Source organism: Paenibacillus sp. FSL M7-1455 (assembly GCF_038004655.1).
GTDB lineage: Bacteria > Bacillota > Bacilli > Paenibacillales > Paenibacillaceae > Paenibacillus_AQ > Paenibacillus_AQ cookii.
In genome coordinates this window covers 5,936,624-5,954,076 of sequence record NZ_JBBORO010000001.1, presented here as the reverse complement: position 1 = coordinate 5,954,076, position 17,453 = coordinate 5,936,624, and the positions used below count along the sequence as shown (strand labels likewise).

At 50.6% G+C, this 17,453-nt stretch carries 11 protein-coding genes, 1 pseudogene and 1 other annotated feature; of the genes and pseudogenes, 8 read left to right on the top strand and 4 right to left on the bottom strand.

The window, feature by feature from the left end; translation table 11 throughout:
* Window positions 1-253: 253 nt before the first annotated feature.
* Window positions 254-385, top strand: a pseudogene (locus NYE48_RS27095) (class I SAM-dependent methyltransferase); the annotation flags it as partial.
* Between the two features lie 609 nt (window positions 386-994).
* Window positions 995-6,328, top strand: a complete 5,334-nt coding sequence (locus tag NYE48_RS27090) for a DUF7601 domain-containing protein (protein WP_341000521.1) — start codon at window positions 995-997, stop codon at window positions 6,326-6,328.
* A gap of 136 nt (window positions 6,329-6,464) precedes the next feature.
* Here NYE48_RS27090 and NYE48_RS27085 read toward each other — a convergent pair whose 3' ends face one another.
* Entirely contained in the window at window positions 6,465-6,818 is a 354-nt protein-coding gene (locus NYE48_RS27085; RefSeq protein WP_341000520.1) for a DoxX family protein, read from the bottom strand.
* 148 nt (window positions 6,819-6,966) lie between these two features.
* Here NYE48_RS27085 and NYE48_RS27080 point away from each other — a divergent pair, with 148 nt between their 5' ends.
* Window positions 6,967-7,320 carry a winged helix-turn-helix transcriptional regulator gene (locus NYE48_RS27080; protein ID WP_341000519.1) on the top strand — a complete coding sequence of 118 codons (354 nt, stop codon included), beginning with the start codon at window positions 6,967-6,969 and terminating at the stop codon, window positions 7,318-7,320.
* Window positions 7,321-7,392: 72 nt separating this feature from the next.
* On the opposite strand, the gene nspC is transcribed toward NYE48_RS27080, so the two are convergent.
* Together nspC and NYE48_RS27070 are read right to left on the bottom strand one after the other, a co-directional pair.
* Complete coding sequence (gene nspC, locus NYE48_RS27075; RefSeq protein ID WP_339322751.1) at window positions 7,393-8,520, bottom strand: carboxynorspermidine decarboxylase; 1,128 nt, start codon at window positions 8,518-8,520, stop codon at window positions 7,393-7,395.
* 1 nt (window position 8,521) lies between these two features.
* Window positions 8,522-9,760 carry a saccharopine dehydrogenase family protein gene (locus NYE48_RS27070; RefSeq protein WP_339322750.1) on the bottom strand — a complete coding sequence of 413 codons (1,239 nt, stop codon included), beginning with the start codon at window positions 9,758-9,760 and terminating at the stop codon, window positions 8,522-8,524.
* A gap of 869 nt (window positions 9,761-10,629) precedes the next feature.
* On the opposite strand from NYE48_RS27070, the gene NYE48_RS27065 reads away from it, so the two are divergent.
* Both NYE48_RS27065 and leuA read left to right on the top strand, forming a co-directional pair.
* Window positions 10,630-11,175 (top strand): helix-turn-helix domain-containing protein, encoded by a 546-nt coding sequence (locus NYE48_RS27065; protein WP_341000518.1) that lies wholly within the window; start codon window positions 10,630-10,632, stop codon window positions 11,173-11,175.
* Window positions 11,176-11,313: 138 nt separating this feature from the next.
* Window positions 11,314-11,580, top strand: a binding site (T-box leader).
* Window positions 11,581-11,658: 78 nt separating this feature from the next.
* Window positions 11,659-13,329: a 2-isopropylmalate synthase gene (gene leuA / locus NYE48_RS27060; RefSeq protein ID WP_339322748.1), complete on the top strand. Its 1,671-nt coding sequence runs from the start codon at window positions 11,659-11,661 to the stop codon at window positions 13,327-13,329.
* A gap of 221 nt (window positions 13,330-13,550) precedes the next feature.
* Here the strand turns inward: leuA and NYE48_RS27055 are convergent, their stop codons facing one another.
* Window positions 13,551-14,327 carry a copper amine oxidase N-terminal domain-containing protein gene (locus tag NYE48_RS27055; protein ID WP_341000517.1) on the bottom strand — a complete coding sequence of 259 codons (777 nt, stop codon included), beginning with the start codon at window positions 14,325-14,327 and terminating at the stop codon, window positions 13,551-13,553.
* Window positions 14,328-14,553: 226 nt separating this feature from the next.
* Between NYE48_RS27055 and NYE48_RS27050 the strand changes: the two genes are divergently transcribed.
* The 3 genes from NYE48_RS27050 to NYE48_RS27040 all read left to right on the top strand — a co-directional run bounded on the left by NYE48_RS27050 (window position 14,554) and on the right by NYE48_RS27040 (window position 17,417).
* Window positions 14,554-16,110 (top strand): sigma-70 family RNA polymerase sigma factor, encoded by a 1,557-nt coding sequence (locus tag NYE48_RS27050; protein WP_341000738.1) that lies wholly within the window; start codon window positions 14,554-14,556, stop codon window positions 16,108-16,110.
* A gap of 172 nt (window positions 16,111-16,282) precedes the next feature.
* Complete coding sequence (locus tag NYE48_RS27045; protein ID WP_341000737.1) at window positions 16,283-16,711, top strand: VOC family protein; 429 nt, start codon at window positions 16,283-16,285, stop codon at window positions 16,709-16,711.
* A 121-nt stretch (window positions 16,712-16,832) separates the two neighbouring features.
* Window positions 16,833-17,417, top strand: coding sequence for a TetR/AcrR family transcriptional regulator (locus NYE48_RS27040; protein ID WP_339322746.1), 585 nt, complete (start codon window positions 16,833-16,835; stop codon window positions 17,415-17,417).
* Window positions 17,418-17,453: the final 36 nt, after the last annotated feature.

The window sequence follows — 17,453 nt, the reverse complement described above, 5'->3', positions numbered from 1 at the left end:
TTAGGCATTTCCAAAATCCATAATCAAACTTAGTGATGATGAATATGCTTCCTTGATGTGATACCATCAGATTATCAGCATATGTTAGCCTGTTCTAAGGGTGGCAAAAAGGTGATTGCATCAATCGAGAGGAGCACTTGTATGCGATCGAGCACGAATACTAAATCTTATCTCCTTATGCGCGCTGCCCTCCGGATGCATCTGTAAATGGAGTCATATTTGATTTGCAGATCACGATATTGGAGACTTTTAAATGAGAAGAGAAGACAAGCCATTTGAATATTGGATCAAGCAAGCGACTCAGCCGTTTTCCGGATGGGACTTTTCCTATATTGTGGAGACGGGACGAATGAACGGTGACTGCTTGGCATGGTCATACGGAAGCATCGAGCCTCATTTCAGAAAACAATGAAAAGCCTTTAAATTGCAAGCCGGCACCGGAACTTTACCGATGCCGGCTTGTTTAGCTTTCTTTGGGTTGAATGTGAAAGATCACAACGAACAATGGCAGTATAATTAGTAAATTGCGCATCTTGCCGCCACGTTAGATCATTTTCAAGAAGCGAGTTTACAAGCGAGTTTACGATACTTACAGGAGAACGGCGATTACGCGTTCTCCTTTGCTATTTTACATGGACAATAGGCGTGTTCCCGAATCGAGGCTCATTGCCGGGTGCTGCGAGGGCTTTGTATAGGTTTGGTATAGGTCCCGGTAATATAATGGTGAAATACGCTGTGTAAACTTGGCGTTATCTGTCATTTTCAGTTCATACGTGGTGAAGATGTTCGAATGAGAGGGGGAATTTACTACATATTGTCATCCGCCTGAACGCCCACGGCACTTATTCTTTTATCTTGAACTCGCAAAAATCCGGGCCACTGGGATCAACCAAATCGCATTCGATGATTTGCTTGAGCGTTGTGTCGGGTAGATGGTCTTGCGGTCGCCACAAATTTCGGGAAATTTAACTTCGGAACGGAGGAGATTTTTGTATTGAAACGAAAACGCAGTGTTGGTAAAACTATTCTATCTATCTACCTAACCTTTTTGCTAGTCTTTCAGACCTTAACGTTTTCTACTGCCGTTTACGCGGAGAGTGCGCAGGACGGTTACGGGAAGGCGGAGGCGAGCGTAAGCGCGGATGAACCGTCGCCGTTGCCTAAGGACGTGGTTACGCCGGATGAACCGTCGCCGTTGCCTAAGGACGTGGTTACGCCGGATGAACCGTCACCGTTGCCTGAGGATGTGGTTACGCCGAACGAACCACCTTCGTTGCCTGAGGAAGAGGCTACGCCGGGCGAACCGTCGTTGGTACCTGAGGGGGAGCACGCGGTCCATTCCGAAGCAATGGCGGCAGAACCGGCGGACAAAACGGCGGTGCTCGTGGGGGCGAATACGCCTTTTCCGCTGGAAGTCACACAGGACGGAAAACCTGTACGGGATGATGGTACGGGCGTCATTCACGGCAGACAGCCGTTCACCCTGAATCTGAGCAACATCAAGGTGCCGGTGTTTGGCGATAATCAAAGTGCCCCTTCTGAATCAATTATCCAGAAGAACGACAAGGTGATTTTTGATAAAGAAACCTATTTCCCGATGGTGGACCTGGCGGCAGCAGGCAGCAAGTCGATCACGGTGGGGGGCCAGAAAATCGCAACGGCTACTTTTAGCGAGACCTCCCTCACCATTACCTTTGATGGCGATGATGTGTTTTTTAACGGTAACAAAAGGAAGGTCGTCATCAGTCTTACATTCTCCGCAAAAGCGGATTTGTCGGATCTAGGCGACGGGGAGGATAGACAAACAGAAATATTCGGCAAGAACTACATCATCGACAACCCGCCGCTGACGCCCGCGTATAAAATCGCGATAAACCCTCTGGACAGCGTTAAGCCGAGTCAGTATTCCTACGTTAACCTAGGTAAAAACTCGTTTGTAGAGGGGACAATCACGTGGAAGGTGGATGTCGAAGCATTTGACCAGATTGACAACACCATACCGCTGCCGCTGACCGGAACGACGTTTTATGACGATATTAGCAAGGGCGCTAGCCACAACGCTGCCGGCGTCTATGTGGATGGCTCGTTCGCGGTCGACGGGCAGCCTGCAATGCCGGTCTACGAAAACGGTGCGCTGTCTTACACCTTCCCGGCGAGCGCCGGCAATAAGGCAACCATTACCTTCAAAACATGGATTCCCAAAAACTTGTACTATTATGAGTACCAGCCAGTCCCTGGAAACGATGGCGGCCAGAAGATGGACACTATCGCTCAGTTGAAGGATGAGACCGGGAATGAGTTGATCAAGGCGTCCTCGTATCGCGTCAACATCTATCCGGACTGGATTCAGCAATCTGGTGCAGTGAGCAAGCGGGGGGAGGACACCTTTGTAACATGGACCATCGATGTGAACAAAGGTTACAACAAGCAGGGGCTAAAGAACTTCACTATCACTGACGCCCTGCCGGCCGGGCTGAGCTTCGAATCGGCAGCTTATCAACTGTGGGATACTAATACGAATAATTGGTCCGTTACGACAACGCCGATCACCCCGACTGGCGCAAACAATGATACCTATTCTATTCCTGGCGGTGAAAACAGCCCTGTCCGGCTGGTCATCGAGTCCAAAGTAAACAGCGGCAGCAGCTTCACCAATAAGGCTCGCGCCAACTGGTCGCTGGAAAATCCGCCAAGCGGCCTGCAGGACAACGATGCGACTGAGGGGGATAACCCCAAAACCGTGAGTGCTTTCGCGACGGTCACCGTTGGCGCGCATGGCTTGGCCAAAAGCGGCACATTGACCGCTGACGATCTTAAGATCGGGGCCACCACATGGACAGTGACTATGACACCGCAGTATAGCGACTCCGGCGCAGTGGTGTATGACCTGCTGGTGTACAGCAGAACCCCGAACTTCATCGATCCCAGCAAGCTGGATTCGAAGGGCAAGGTTGCTCCAGCGGTTTTGACGGCACTTGCAAATGGAGTTAGGGGAAATATAGATTTGATCGGGCAGCAGTATCTTGAGGATTCATTTACTACCGGCGATGGTTTAAAAGGGGAAGTAATTCCCTTGTATCAGGACGGCGTGCAGGTGGCGGATCTATTGAAGGTCAGCGGTTACACAGACAAGCAGGCGACCTTTAATTTCCGTACACTAATGACGGATCCGGAGCAATTCGCAGGGCAGTATTCCAAAACAGGCTACGCAGCCCCTAGGTATAACCGCGCATATTTGTTCGAAGGCGATAAAAATGCGAATATAAGTGCACAAAGTTATGTGAATCGTCACGGGAATATGCTTGACAAGGGAATGCTCTTCGCATCCAAGCCCTTGAAGGCAGACGGTACGCCTGAAAAAGTTAAGCCTAACGATGTTAACAGCTACATCACAAACGACAGCAACGAGGCATGGACGATCGCGGGCTACGACCGGGTGACGAAAACTGCGACTTTCCGTCTCGCGGTCAATCATAAAGGCTTAGACACTGTAGCGATGGCTAAGTACGGTGGTAACCGGGTGGCCAGCGACATTAAGCTGGTGGACACCTTACCTGAGGGCTGGGAATTTGCCCCTTATGATGAGAGTGGAAAGTTCTATGAGCTTTATCAAGGCTATTCGAGCAATAATTCAGACACGCAGTACGGTACTCAAATTAGGGCTGAGAAGGTCATTCCGCCAGACTCTGATGCCCATGTGGTCAGCTTCTCCCATAGCGGCAACGTAGGTACCTTCACCTTCGGCAAGCTGGAAAGCCCTTATGTCATTTTGCTGAAGGCAAGACCAACGGCTGAGGCGTTAGACGCCTACCTCGCGACAGGCGAAGCGAGGTTTCAGGGTTATAATAAAGCCGAGCTGAAGATCAAGTGGGGCGGCGTTGAAAAAGTGACCACTGAGGAACGCAAGGTGATTGTTCCGCTCGGTTCGCTGACCAAGTCGGTAACCAAGCCGGCCCCTGGCATTCAGGAATGGACGGTGAATTACGCTCCGTCCTTCGCAATGACGGATGGCGTCTATTTGCAGGACACTCTTGGAACAGGATTGAAGCTGCGCGAGGATGAGAACGGCAAGCTCTCGCTGACATCTCCCGATATGGCGGTCTACCGTGCCACGATGACCGCGAGCGGAGCTCTCGAAAGAGATGGCGCGGCGCTCGATTTAACCGGTCCTGATCCTGAGGTCACGGTGGAGATGCAGAAATCCGCAGGCAACCCGACAAAGCTGATCTTCAAGATGAAGGACCCGAACCGGTACTACCAGTTCGTCTATCAGACCGAGTCGAGCGGTATGTCTCCTGGAAAAGTCGGCAACAAAATCGAGCTTTTAGGCGATGACAGCCTGCCGCCTATCGAAGCAAGCAGCGAAAGCACGTTGGACGTCAATGACGTAAGCGGCGGCGCTGGGTCCAATGGCGTGTTGTATATCCAAAAGGTAGACCCTGCAAACAAGGAGCTGCCAGGCGTCAAATTTACGCTGTATGAAGCCGATGGCAAAACACCGGCGAAAGACCAAAACGGCAAAACCATCGAAGGATTCACAGACGCAAACGGCAAACTTATGCTGTTGATCCCTACGCCGGGGCTCTACCAGTTGAAGCAGACTTATATCGATGAGAATACTTATCTGCCTACCACAACGGTTTATCCGGTGCGTGTTGCCGATGTGAAAGACAGCCCTACCTTTGCGGACGGCGAGCTCGTGACTGCAACTAAACCGCTGGTCGTGCCGACCCCTGCTTCCGGCAAGCTGACGATCGGGCAGACCGTGGCGGGTAAAGACGGGGAGCAGGATAAGGAATTCGCGTTTACCGTTACCTTCGACGGAGAAGGCAAGGATGGCGAGTATCCTTATACTAAATCGGATGGCACTACCGGAACGATCAAAAGCGGCGGCACCATTCAATTGAAACATGGACAAACGGCTGTTATTCCGATACTGCCCAAGGATCTGGTTTACACCGTCGCCGAGGCTGATTGCACTGGAGACGGCTACACCACCGACCCGGCGAATAGAGTGCATACCGGCACCATCGTCTGGAATGGCGACCACAAAGCCGAGTTCGTCAATACACGGATACGGGTCGGCGGTCTGCTGGTCGGCAATGCGGTGGCAGGCAACGGTGGTGACAAGGAGAAGGAGTTTGCCTTCACGTTAACATTTGAAGGCGATGGTGAAGGCGATGAATATTCCTATACGAAATCTGACAAGACAACGGGCAAGATAAAGAGTGGAGATACCATTCTTCTGAAACACGGCGAGGCCATTACGGTGGAGGGGCTGCCGCCGGATATCGCGTACACTGTGACCGAAGCGAATTATACAGCCGACGGCTACACTACGAATCCGGAGGATCGGACTCATACCGGTGTTATCGTGGCGAGGGAAATTGCCGAAGCCAAGTTCGTCAATACGAGAGAGCTTCCAGGCGGCACTGGACCTGGCCCCGGCAACCCCGGTAACCCTGGACCTGACCCTGTCAATCCCACGCCGGGCGACGGCAATAGCGGAACCGACAACGGTACGCCGCCATCCCCTGTCATTGAATCCGAGAAGATTGCAATGGATTTGAACGGCAGCAGCATTGAAATCGGGGATACGATCGAGTATACGATCCGGTCGCGCAACACTGTGCCGGGTACTACGGTTACGAACCTCGCCATTGCCGACAAACTGCCGAAAGAACTGGAATATGTGACAGGCAGCTTGAGCGTGGACGGCAAATCGGTGACGGATGCCATCGATAACGATAAAGGCGCATACGTCGACGGTACGGTCAACGGACAGTTTGGAAACATTACGGATACGAACTGGCACACGATCGTATTCCAGGCTAAAGTAGTGGCTGGGCAATCCGGCCTGACGATCCGCAACACGGCTGAAGTAACCGGAGGCAATTTGATCCGTACCGATCGCCCATTTGAGGACATTGCCATTGGCGGTGAAAGCGGCAGTTATCCTGGCGTACCGGGAGAAGCAGATCCAGGATCACCGTCCGGAAACGAGAACAATCCCGGCGGTGAACCAGAGGATGCCGGACCTTCTTCCGGGAATTCTAGTCATCCGGGCCTGCCGGGAGACACGGATTCTTCCTCCGAGAATCCAAACAACCCGGACGAAAAGGAAACGAATCCTGCCCATCCGGCCCCTGGGCCTGATGGATCCGGACAATCCGGCACTCCTGGCGACCCGGAGAACGCTGATGCTAGTGACAACGAGGAGGCAGGCAACAAACTGCCAGATACGGCCACAAACATGTATAACTATTTCCTGGCCGGATTCATCATGCTGCTTGCAGGGTGGTTCCTATTAAGAAAGAAAAAAGCATAAAATAGGTATTCATAGACACGAGGGACCGGGTGAATCCGGTCCCTTTAATTTATCGCTTTATCGCCGATCGCCCCATGAAACCGGACCACAAAGAAGTAACGGCAAGTCCCTAACATGACCGAAAGATCCCGTCGGCTTAAAAACGACTGACCGCAACAAATACAGCTAATGCGAGAAAGACAATGTTCATGCCGATATCCCGGTATTCCTTGCGTTTAACATGGAATAAGGCGCCTAAAAAAACGACTGCGGCAAGCCCGGTTGCGGCAATTGGCGTCAATACAGGCGCAATATTTAACGCTTCGGGCAGAATAACTCCCAGTGCCCCAACCAATTCGGCTAACCCGATAAAAACGACGAATCCTTTGGAAACGTCCTTTACCCAACCCCATGACCCTTTGGCTTTTTCATATTGAAATGCCTTCAGCCACCCCGAGTAGACAAAACCTAAGGCTACAAGCCCTTGAATGATCCATATTACAAAATTCATGAATGGTGCCAACCTCCTGATTGCTTTTTCGACATCCTCTGAGGGTATAATAGACCATGGTATTCGACTTCGGAAGTAGGCACTTTATCTAAACATAGTAAACAAAAAGTTACCTTGCATAAGCAAAGGAAAGTGAGGTGGGGATCCAATGAAAGAGTATTGTAAATTCGAATCGGCACTGGATATTTTAGTGGGGAAATGGAAGCCCGTCATCCTGCTTCAACTGATTTCAAACGGTACAATGAGGTTCAGCGAGCTTCAAAAAGCGATACCGAATATAAACAAAAAGATGCTCACCCAACAATTAAGGGAACTTGAGTACAACGATATTGTACATCGCGAGGTTTATAACCAAATCCCTCCGAAAGTAGAATATTCGATTTCGGATTACGGTAAAGGTTTAAGTGTAGTATTACAGGCATTAAACGATTGGGGAGCGGCTCATATCGAGCACATGAATATGCTCTACGGAGCAGATCGTTCAGGGGATACATCTAAGTGAACCGTATCAAAAGGAACGGCGAAAATGCAAAAAGCCTTAACCCCGATGACAGGGCTAAGGCTTTGTTATTCTTTAAGCGAGTCTCATCTTAAAATCCTGATAGCCGAACTCGCGCACGATGCGGCAGTTGCCGTCTTTGTCCTGCACGGCGATGGCCGGCAGCGGCATGCCGTTGAAGGTGTTGGTTTTGACCATGGAGTAGATCGCCATGTCTTCGAACACCAATCTGTCGCCGCTCTTCAGGGGCTGATCGAAAGAATAGTCTCCGATGACGTCGCCCGTAAGGCAGGTCGGCCCGCCAAGGCGATAGGTATATGCCTTCTCCCCGGCTTCGCCCGATCCGATCAGCGGCGGACGATAAGGCATTTCCAGAACGTCCGGCATATGGCACGTAGCCGAAGTGTCCACGATCGCAATCTCGATGCCGTTGCGATGGATATCCAGGACGGAGGTGACCATATAACCGGCATTCAGCGCGATGGCCTCTCCCGGTTCGAGATAGACCTCCAAACCGTATTTCTCCTGCATTCTCTTAATGCAGGCTTCCAGCCTCGGAATATCGTAATCTTCCCTCGTGATATGGTGACCGCCGCCGAAGTTGATCCATTCCATTTGCGGCAGCCATGGCCCGAACTTGTCTTCGACTGCGTTCAGCGTGGTCTCCAAATCGTCCGAATTCTGTTGGCAAAGGGTATGGAAGTGCAGTCCCGTCACGCCATCCAGCAGTTCCGGCTGGAAATCCTCGCGCTTCACGCCAAATCGGGATCCCGGCGAACAAGGATCATAGATCTCATGCCCCACTTGCGTCGAGCATTCAGGATTGATGCGAAGGCCTACCTTTTTGCCGGCTGCAAGAGCTTTCCCTTTAAACTTTTCCAGCTGGGAGAACGAGTTGAAGATGATATGGTCGCAAATGGAAACAATTTCGTCCATTTCATCTTCGCGGTAAGCGGGGGCAAAGACGTGATTTTCCTTGCCCATTTCCTCGTGCCCTAGCCGGGCTTCGAATAAGCCGCTCGCGGTCGTGCCGCTTAAATATTTTCCGATGAGCGGATACATCTCCGTCATGGAAAAAGCTTTTTGCGCCAGCACGATTTTGGCTCCCGTACGCTGCATGACGCCGTTCAAAATTTTCAGGTTTTTTTCGATGAGCGCTTCATCGACGACGAAACAAGGTGTCGGCAATTCCTCGAACCGCATATTAGCGCACGAGCTCCGGTTCTTTGGTTTCTTCAGGCAAGGCGTCGACCAGCACCGGATTGAAGTCTTCCACCCAAGGAAGTCCCCATTTGTTCAGCTCTTCCATGAATGGATCCGGATCGAACTCTTCGACGTTGTATACGCCCGGTTTATTCCATTTGCCGGTGAGCACCATGGCTGCGCCGATCATGGCAGGAACGCCGGTCGTGTAGGAGATGGCTTGGGAGCCCACTTCTTTATAGCACGCTTGATGGTCGCAAACGTTGTAGACATAATACGTCTTGTCTTGGCCGTCTTTTTTCCCTTTGAAGATGCAGCCGATGTTTGTTTTGCCCACCGTGCGGGGTCCAAGGGAAGCCGGGTCCGGGAGGACAGCCTTCAGGAATTGAAGCGGAATGATCTGTTTTCCTTCGAATTCGATCGGTTCGATGGAAGTCATTCCTACGTTTTCAAGCGCTTTTAAGTGCATGAGATAGCTTTGTCCGAACGTCATGAAGAAACGGATGCGCTTCAGTCCAGGGATGTTTTTCGCAAGGGACTCGAGCTCCTCATGGTACAGCAAGTACATGTCCTTTTTGCCGACTTCGGCGAAGTTATACTCGCGTTTGATTTCCATCGGTTTCGTTTCGATCCATTCCCCGTTCTCCCAGTAGCGGCCGTTTGCGGACACTTCACGGATGTTGATTTCCGGGTTGAAGTTGGTTGCGAAAGGATAACCGTGATCCCCGCCGTTGCAATCCAGAATATCGATATATTCGATTTCGTCGAAATAGTGTTTCAGCGCATAAGCGGAAAATACGCCGGTTACGCCGGGGTCGAATCCGCTGCCGAGCAGTGCCGTGATGCCTGCTTTTTCAAAGCGCTCTTTGTATTCCCATTGCCATTTGTATTCGAATTTCGCCGTATCTTCCGGCTCGTAGTTGGCGGTATCCATGTAGTGCGTTTTGGTAGCCAGGCAAGCATCCATGATCGTCAAATCTTGGTAAGGCAGGGCCAGGTTCATGACGATATCCGGTTTAACTTCGTTGATCAGGGCGATCAGTTCGTCCACGTTGTTGGCATCGACCTGTGCGGTCGTAATTTTCGTTTTGCCGCCATCCAATTTGGCTTTCAGCTCGTCGCATTTGGACTTGGTGCGGCTGGCGATGCAGATTTCTTCGAAGACCTCGCTGTTTTGAACGCATTTATGAACTGCTACAGATGCTACGCCGCCGGCGCCGATGATTAATGCTTTTCCCATTTCTCAATCTCCTCACCAAAATAAAATTTTCTGTAAAACGGCAACAAAAAAGCAAGCGAAACACGCACCATGCGCATCACACTTGCTTGATATAGTCGAATAATAAGATAGTTCCATTAAGCATGACAGGACAAAGCTCTAGCGCGCTCGCCAGTCAGCCATAAAACGCATCGTTTTCATGGAAGGCTCTTAATATTCAAATATATTACCTAGGATCAGAGTCTATATAGCAAATAATTACTTTTACCACTCTTATTGACCGTTTCACAAGTTGTGTGCGTATGCACTGGTTATAAAGTTACCAACTTATAAAATTTGAGCTTTTAACTCAATCAATAAGGCAACGAAAGTTGCCAATCGGCATTTGACCCGGCTGTCCGTATGGCCTTAACTACCCGAAGGAAGTGGTCAAAGATTATCTGCTTGGAAAGATCCTACATATATCGAATATTCGCTTTCCAAAAATTATGCTTCTCCATAATAGCAGGATAGGAGGTATTGAGCAAGAGGAAATTTGAAACAAGCATTTTTGGCGGTGTCGAGAACCAATAAGCTATCCAATTTATGGGTATTCAGCATGCCGTAGCGGTCTTTTGTCGGTATTTCCGTTAAGCTGGACCGTACCGCAAGTGACGGTGAAAGATTCTCTTGAGAAAGTGACCTTACACCTAATAATGGTATCAACTGGAATGGTCCAAGGAAACGGAGATGACGACACGTAGCATGGTATGCACTTGGGTTGCTCTCTGTGCGTTAATACCCCAAACTTCTATCCAAGCATAATTTTTCCGCACTCATGTCTTGCTTCGCCTTTCTCCAGCGAGATTTATTTTCCAAAGTGTCATTTCCGCAATTTGGGAGGACGGCACATGAATTCGATCGGTGAAACCATTCGAAACATGCGAAAAAAACAGAAATTAACGCTCAAGAGAGTAGCCGAAGCGGCCTCTGTATCCTTGTCTTTTCTCAGTGAAATTGAACGGGATAAGGCCAATCCCAGCATCAGTGTACTTAAGCGCATAGCGAACGCATTAAACGTGAATTTTACGGATTTGTTCGGCGAGGAGAAGCGAAGCATCGTCGTTAGAAAAAACGAGCGCAAACCTCTGGTGCATTCCGAGGGTTCCCGCATTACCTGGTACGCGCTCAGCCAAGGAAGCAGCAACAAAATGGGACCGATATGGGGAGTACTGGAAGAAGGAGCATCTTACGGCGACGTTAGCGTTGGCCATAGCGATGGCGAGGAGTTTCTATTTGTTCACTCCGGGCGTCTGGAGTTTGTGCTTGGCAATGAACGTTATACACTCGAAGAAGGGGACAGCATTTATTATGATGCCAGAACCCCCCATAGTTATAAGAATATCTGGGACGGTGAAATGCTGCTCATAGCAGTTTCTACTCCGCCTACATTTTGACGGCAAAACGAAATTAAATTAAATCCCGTATGAACCCATAGCTCATCGGCAAAATAAAAAAGCATGAATTGAAGAAAAATACGTCTTAGATTCCCCTTGACACCATCGTATTGGTGATATAGCATTAATCCTAATAATCAAACTACGTTGAAAAGGAATAGTACGGTTTTTGAAGCGATCAGAGAGCTGTTGGACGGTGCAAAACAGCCGCGGAGAAGATCGGAACTCGCCTTGGAGTTGCCCGCTGAACCTGTAAAGTAGGCGGAGCCGGAGCCCTGACCGTTATCATCAGGAGGATGCAGGTTTGTCCGTTTTTTTTAATCCTGTATCCGTAGAGTGCATGCCGGGCGACGGCATGAATTCGGAGTGGTACCGCGTAAGATGTCAAAGTCTTTCGTCTCTGTTGGTGGAGATGGAAGGCTTTTTTTGTGCGTTCGATCTTTGGCAGGTCAACGCAGGAAATCGATGAAGGGAAGGATATCCATGAAAAATGTAAACAAATACGCCAGAGGATATTTTATGCCGGCGGAGACCAGTTTGAAGTGGGCCCAAAAGGAATATATTACAGAGGCGCCGATTTGGTGCAGCGTCGACCTTCGCGACGGCAATCAGGCGTTGATCGTTCCGATGAATCTGGAGGAGAAGCTGGAATACTTCAAGATGCTCGTGGATATCGGGTTCAAGGAGATCGAAGTCGGATTCCCGGCAGCATCGGAGACGGAGTTCGCCTTCTTGCGCACATTGATCGAGCAGGATTTGATTCCGGATGACGTCACGATCCAGGTGCTGACCCAATCGAGAGAGCATATTATCCGCAAAACCTTCGAATCGCTGAAGGGCGCGAAAAAAGCCGTCGTCCATTTGTACAACTCGACCTCCGTGGCGCAGCGGGAGCAGGTATTCCGCAAATCCAAGGAAGAGATCATCGACATCGCCGTAAGCGGCGCCAAACTGTTGAAGGAATGCGCGGCGGAGACGGAAGGGAACTTTCAGTTCCAGTATTCGCCGGAGAGCTTTACCGGGACGGAGATCGATTTTGCGCTGGACATCTGCAACAGCGTGCTGGACGTATGGCAGCCGACGGCGGAGAACCCGGTCATCATCAATCTTCCTGCCACGGTATCCATGTCGATGCCTCACGTCTACGCCAGCCAGATCGAGTATATGAGCGAGCACCTGAACTATCGGGAGAACGTGATTCTGTCTGTCCATCCACACAATGACAGAGGAACGGGCGTGGCGGACGCCGAGCTGGGGATGCTGGCCGGAGCCCAGCGCGTCGAAGGAACGTTGTTCGGCAACGGGGAAAGAACGGGGAACGTCGACATCGTGACGCTGGCGCTCAACATGTACTCGCACGGGGTCGATCCCAAGCTGAACTTCGAAAACATTCCTGCGATCATCTCCGTTTATGAACGGCTGACCAAAATGAAGGTAACCGAAAGACATCCTTACGGAGGCGAGCTGGTATTCACCGCGTTCTCCGGTTCGCATCAGGATGCCATCGCGAAGGGCATGAAATGGCGCGAGGAGAAGGAACCCGAGCATTGGTCGGTCCCTTATCTGCTGATTGATCCGATGGATATCGGCAGGGAATACGAAGGCGACATTATCCGCATTAACAGCCAGTCCGGCAAAGGCGGAATCGGATACGTGCTGCAGCTGAAGTACGGACTCGACCTCCCGGCGAAAATGCGCGAAAACTTCGGGTACTTCGTGAAAAACGTATCGGATCAGCAGCAAAAGGAACTGATGCCCGAAGAAATATACGATATTTTCGTGAAGGAATACGTAAATATCAAAACGCCCGTCGAGTTTGTCAAATACCGTTTTACGGACCATGAAGATTTCCATACCATCGTCACGATCCGGACCGGCAGCGAAGTCAAGGAGATCGAAGGCACCGGCAACGGAAGGCTGGATGCGATCAGCAATGCCTTGCAAACCGAGCTAGGCATGAATTATACGGATTTGACTTATACGGAGCACGCGCTGGAAACCGGCTCGAAATCGCAAGCCGTCTCTTATATCGGCGTCACGGCGCCCGACGGCAGCGTATATTGGGGCTGCGGCATCGACGCCGACATTATGACCTCGTCGGTAAAAGCGCTGTTTAGCGCGGTCAATCGATTTAACCGCAATAGCGCGAACTGATTGCCGGGCAACGGGGTGTGCGTGACCATTGGCTTCTTCCGGATAAATGGGCCGACGTGACGGATCGCTGGAATGCTGAGGCGACCCGTTTGATCGATCCGTAATACAACCAAAACAACCATTGATGACATGGGAAGTCGTCAATGGTTGTTTTTTTTCTTCCTAATTCAGGATCGTGCCTGCCGAGGACGGCGGCTTTGCTAGCGGAGCACGCCCCTTTTTTACGGAGACGCAAGAAGGTAGCTGATGTCCTCTACCATCCAGGCGCCATGGATGTAACGCACATCGATGATTCGCTCGACGAACATGCCGCCGGTATCATTCGGGCTTTCCAGCTGCTTGATATAACCCAAACCTTCCTCTTCATAGAAGTGGGTGACGGGCTTGGTAACGAATTTGTGCCGGGTGACAGCCCCGTTTTTCTGGATCAGCTTATTGATGAACGCATCCGTAAAATAAGGACGGAAATGGGCCCGGACCTGCTTGTAAGCGGACAGGTCGGCCGACTCGTTGGCGGCTTTGACCAACGCGTTGATCCGGGCTGCCGTCATCGCGGGGAATGTCTTCCCGTACTGTGTGGAAATGGTTACCGTGCGATCATCAAGCGAAGCGGTGGCGGTTCCGGTTGATGCGTCCCAGCTGACGCTGCCTCCCAGCGTCTGGGCGACGAAGCGGAGCGGAACGTACATCGTGCCGCCATCCAAGCTGGAAGCGGCGCCCAGCATCTGGCCTTGACCGTTGACGGTTGCATGATGCGAATGGATCGGCATCGTGATGACGGTATCCTTCTTCGTGATGGTCGCAGTATAAGTCTCCTTGCTCCACGTTACCGTCGCTCCGAGAGCTTCGGAAACCGCCCGCAGGGGAATCATCGTGTACCCTCTTACATATTTCCCGTGAACTTGGACGATCGTGTTTTCTTTTGCGGAGACCACGCCTATTAAACACGACATGGTCACGACAGCCGCCAGCAGTCCGGCGGTCAGCTTTTTGATCAAGATGACGTCCTCCTCTCTCGGCTCCGTATCTGTTATGGGATTGGACGCCGCATCGGATTAAAAAGTTGCGCTTCGAACAGGGAACCAAATGTTAGACTGGTGATCAAGGACTCCTCATGAACCGGGGGCAAGTTTCCTGCCCTCCCACCGGAAATGGCGTAACCTTTTGCAGTCATGAAGGCACTTAGTAGGTGTAAACATCAGATACAAAGGAGGTGCAGGAAAACTGCGGCATTGGATCGAAGAGGCCAGGCAAGGAGATCAGAGAGCGTACGAGCATATCGTGAGCCATTTTAAGGGGTTAGCCTACACGGTGGCTTATGCCAGGTTAAACGACCCGTTTTTGGCGGAGGATGCGGTGCAGGAAGCGTTCGTCGAAGCATTCTCCCATCTCGGCAGCCTGAAGGATGAAGACGCATTCCCGGGATGGTTTAAAGTCATTGTGGAACGCCAATGTTACCGGATGCTTCGCAGAAAGAAACACGCCGTGATGCCCATTGAGGAGACCACCGGCAAAATTGCGGACCCGGACAGTGTGGATTCCATTATAGAAAGAAGAGAATGGGAGGAGAAGCTGCTTCGGACCGTCGAAGGCTTGCCTCCCGCCTTAAGAATAGCGGTGCAGCTGTTTTATTATCGAGGGTATTCGATTAAAGAGATATCGAGCTTTTTGGGCGTGCCTGTTTCCACCATGAAAAAGCGGCTTTTCGATGCCCGGAAAAAGCTGAGAACCTCGCTGCTTGTCTCCGACTTTGCATCGGTGTTGAACGATTTATACCAGGGAGGGGAAAACATGCTTCATATCGTGAACGGCGATCATGTGGGGAATAAGCTTAGGGAAGGAAACGTGCAGGGGGATATTTTGGTTTGGAGGGAGGTGTACCCCGTCGGACCGGCATTTGCGAGCATGGACGGGAACCACGAGCGGCTTTTTAGGGCGGCCTATTTGGAAAAGACCCTGGGCATTCCTGCATCGGAGTACATCAAAAGCTGCGAATCCCAGGAAACCCGTCTCCAACATTTCAGCAAATACGATGAGGTCGTGATGTGGTTCGAGCATGATTTATTCGATCAAACGATGCTGGCCTTTCTATTGCACTGGTTCTCGAAGCAGTCGTTAGGCCATACAAAATTAAATTTGCTGTGCATCGGGGACTACCCCGGAATTGATTTGTTTCGGGGAATGGGGCAGCTGACGACGGAGCAACTGAAAACCTTGTCCGGTACGTGGCGGCGAATTGGAGAGGAAGAACTCACGCTGGGTGCCGAAATTTGGGAGGCGTACGTTTCCCGGGACGTCGAAAAGCATGTTGGGATCTTAAGGTCGGATCCATCGGTGCTTCCTTTCGTGCATTCGGCATTTACGATGCATTTGAACCGGCTTCCGTCGCCGGGCAATGGATTGGGAATCGTTGAGCAAACCACGTTAGAGCTTGTAAAAAACGGCGTGCAAAAACCTGCCGAGTTGTTTAAGAGAGTGGGGGATCGGCTGCATGAATTGGGAATGGGGGACTTGGAGTTTCGGTACCGCTTAAAAACGATGGCGGAGCTGCCGAAGCCGCTTCTTAAGGCCGAGGGGACGGATTATTTTCTCGGCGGGCCCTCTTCCGCCAAAGACGGCACTGTCGCATTAACCCGTTTGGGACAGGAGGTTTTATCGGGTGAAAAGGACTGGTTGCTGGAAAATGAAGTGGATGAGTGGTACGGCGGCTTGTCTGTAACGAATGAAATGGGATGGCGCTGGGACCGAAGCGGGAAACGGCTCGTTTACATTGAAAAATAATATTTAAGGCAAGGGCTGCCCGTGAAGGGCATTAGGATGCTCTAATTATTTCATCATTAACCTGCGTCCCATCCTGTAAAATTATCAATCGCTTCATTGTCTTGATTACACTTTACATACATACTGTATGTATGTTAAGATGGGTACAATAATAATCGAGAGGGGTATTATGATGAGAGTATCCAGTTTTTATCCCGTCATTTTAACAGATCAAGTTAGTTCCACTGCAGCATTCTACGAAGATCACTTTGGATTCGAGAAGGTGTTTGAGGCGGACTGGTATATCAGCTTGAAAATGCACGGCAATGATACGCCGTACGAACTGGCTATTCTTGACGCTTCTCATTCGACCATCCCCGACGCATATCGGACCAAAGTAAGGGGACTGATTCTGAACTTCGAAGTGGACGATGTTGATGCTGAATACGAACGTCTCATTCGGGGAGCCAAGCTGCCACTAGAGCTTGATATCCGAAGCGAAGACTTTGGACAGCGGCATTTCATGACCTCAGATCCCAACGGGATATTGATCGATATTATTACTGTCATCCCCCCTTCAAACGATTTTAGTAACCAATATTCCGAAGAAATATGGAAATAAGGGAATACTCACAAGGCAGCCATGGATCCTTAAGTCCGGGGATCCGGATGCGTGCATTGCCTATGCTAAATGAGCTATAGATAATTAGAATGTAATGTAATGAATGGAGAACGGATCGATCATGAGAAGAACTAAGGCAGCGACTGAGGAAACGATTCATAAGCTGATCGATGTCGCCAGAACCCATTTTACCAATTACGGTTATGCCCAAGCCGCATTGGAATCCATCGTTCACGAGGCGAATCTGACGCGGGGAGCGGTTTATCATCATTTTCGCAGCAAGAAGGAACTATTTCGAATCGTCCTTGATGATGTCCAGCGAGAGGTTGCCGCAAGGGTGGAGCAGGAGGCATCGGCAAGTGAGGATGTATGGCAGCAGCTCTACCTGGGTTGCCGTGCATTCATTATGGCTGCGGTTGAAGAGCGAAACAGGCGGATCATGCTGATTGATGGCCCTGCGATTCTTGGTTGGGATGTATGGAGAGCGATGGATAAGAACCATTCCATGCGTTTATTACGAGAGCAGCTTGGAATCATGCAGGAACGCGGATACCTTCGGATGGTTCCCCTTGACGCAATGACCCATTTTATTTCAGGCGGTTTGAATGAGACGGCGCTCTGGCTTGCCAACGAGTCCCTGCAGCCTAATGCTTTGGATGAGTCGATGAAGGCCCTTAGCGTGCTCCTGAACGGATTAAAACAATGAGGATCGTTTACTGGAGAGACTAACCCTCCGTTAGCA